Below are 2,377 nucleotides of genomic sequence, written 5' to 3'. Positions count from 1 at the left end.
AAGAGTGAAGATGCTGAAACTGTAATGAACATCCTCTCTGGTCACGGTCTTGCAAACTGCATCTTTGAGATCGGTTCATTACGTTCTGATGACAGAATCGTATTCACACGAGATGGTAATGATGTTATCAACGAGCCTCGTCAGATGTTCCGTAAGATCTGGGCTCAGACAACCTATCAGATGCAATCTCTGCGTGATAATCCAGAGTGTGCTCGTCAGGAATATGAAGCTAAGGATGAGTCAAACGATCGCGGTCTGTTTGCTGAGCTTACATTCGATATCAATGAGGATGTTGCAGCTCCATATATCAGCAAGGGTATTGCTCCTAAGGTTGCAATCCTCCGTGAGCAGGGCGTAAATTCACACGGTGAAATGGCAGCAGCCTTTAATCGTGCTGGCTTTACCTGTGTTGATGTACATATGTCTGATGTATTATCAGGAAGAGTTAAACTTGATGACTTCAAGGGCTTTGCAGCTTGCGGTGGCTTCAGCTACGGTGACGTTTTAGGCGCTGGTGAAGGCTGGGCTAAGTCAATTTTATTCAACTCAACTGCTGCAGATGAGTTCTCTAAGTTCTTCAACCGTAAAGATACCTTCGCTTTAGGTGTATGTAACGGCTGTCAGATGATGTCAACTTTAGCTCCATTAATTCCTGGTGCTGACAACTGGCCAAGATTCGTTACAAACCTGTCAGAGCGTTTCGAGGCTCGTTTTGTTGAAGTTGAGATTCAGGATTCACCTTCTGTTCTATTTGCAGGTATGAAGGGCTCTAAGTTACCTATCGTTGTTTCACACGGTGAAGGTCGTGCAGAGTTTAAGAATGCTGAGCATTTAGCAAATCTTGAAAAGTCAGGCTTAATTGCAGTTCGTTATATCGACCATGATGGCAAGACAACAGAGCAGTATCCATTAAATCCTAATGGTTCACCAAATGGTATTACCTCTGTAACTAATACAGATGGTAGATTCACCATTTTAATGCCTCATCCAGAGCGTGTAATGCGTACTGTTGCTAACTCATACCACCCAGATAACTGGGGAGAGGATAGCCCATGGGTAAGACTATTCAGAAATGCTAGAGTATTTGTAGGCTAATACCTAAAATCTCAAAGTTTAAAAAAGGGACATTTGTCCCTTTTTTTCGTGAGTTTTGTTCTAGCTCCAATTAAATTTTTTCTGATTGTGTTAACTTATACCTTTCATAAACATTCTTCATCCTTTTAGTAGGACAATCTATGATTGATTTTATTACAAACCCTATAATCATATCTGTGCTGATACTCTGTGCTCTTTGCTTGTTCAGAGTTAATGTACTCTTATCTTTGTTACTTTCTGCCATAGCAGGTGGCATTGCAGGAAACTTATCTGTCAGCGAGGTTATGAATAGTTTAGTTGGTGGAATGGGTGGAAATTCAGAGACTGCTCTTAGCTATATCCTTCTTGGTGCCTTTGCTGTTGCAGTAAATAAAAACGGTCTTGCCGATCTGATTTCAAAGAAGATTGCTTTGATGATTACATCAAAAAAATTTGTTCTTATCTGGATCTTTGTTGCAATGTCTGTAATGTCTCAGAATCTAATCCCTGTGCATATTGCTTTCATTCCTATTCTTGTACCACCACTGCTAACTTTGATGAACAAAATGAAATTAGACAGAAGAGCGGTTGCCTGTGCTTTAGCATTTGGTCTTAAAGCACCTTATATTGCGCTTCCTGCTGGTTTCGGTCTTATATTCCAGGGTCTTATTGCAGATAATATGACCTCATGCGGTGTTGAGGTTAAGACTCAGGATATCTGGACATATACCTGGATTTTAGGTGTAGGTATGTTTGCTTCTTTACTGATTGCAATTTATTTTTCATATGTAAAGAGCAGAACATATCAGGTTTTAGCAAATGCCCCTCTGTTAGAAAATATCAATAAAGAGGATTTAAGATTTAATAAATCCCATTATGTTACTATGTTGTCTGCAGCTGTAACTTTAATTGTTCAGTTAGCATCGGGCTCTCTTCCATTAGGCGCTTTATGTGGTCTTACTATTCTGTTTTCATTCAGAGCAATTCGTTTTAAAAAGATGGATTCACTTATCAGTGATGGTATCTATCTGATGGGCTATATTGCATTTGTTATGCTTGTAGCAGCAGGATTTGCATCTGTTATGAAGGCAACTGGTGGTGTTGATGCACTTGTAAACTCAATTGTTCCATACATGAAAGGAAGCAAAGTAACAGCAACCATACTTATGATGGTGGTTGGCCTGTTTATTACAATGGGTATTGGTACTTCATTTGGTACTATTCCAATTTTAACTATGCTTTATATTCCAATCTGTGTAAGTATGTCTTTTTCTGTTCCTTCAATGGTTATCGTAATTGCAGC

Annotated in this window: 2 protein-coding genes; both read left to right on the top strand. The window is 39.4% G+C overall.

The window, feature by feature from the left end; genetic code table 11:
- Window positions 1-1,095 (top strand): phosphoribosylformylglycinamidine synthase subunit PurQ (locus ACJML3_RS06370; protein ID WP_406021626.1); only part of this gene is annotated, 1,095 nt, incomplete at its 5' end.
- 140 nt (window positions 1,096-1,235) lie between these two features.
- On the top strand, window positions 1,236-2,377 hold a 1,142-nt coding region (locus tag ACJML3_RS06365), incomplete at its 3' end, for a Na+/H+ antiporter NhaC family protein (RefSeq protein ID WP_406021624.1).

It is taken from the genome of Succinivibrio sp. (assembly GCF_045124615.1).
Taxonomy (GTDB): Bacteria; Pseudomonadota; Gammaproteobacteria; order Enterobacterales; family Succinivibrionaceae; genus Succinivibrio; species Succinivibrio faecicola.
Note: the sequence above shows the minus strand (reverse complement) of the source record. Positions and strands in the feature narration are given on the sequence as shown.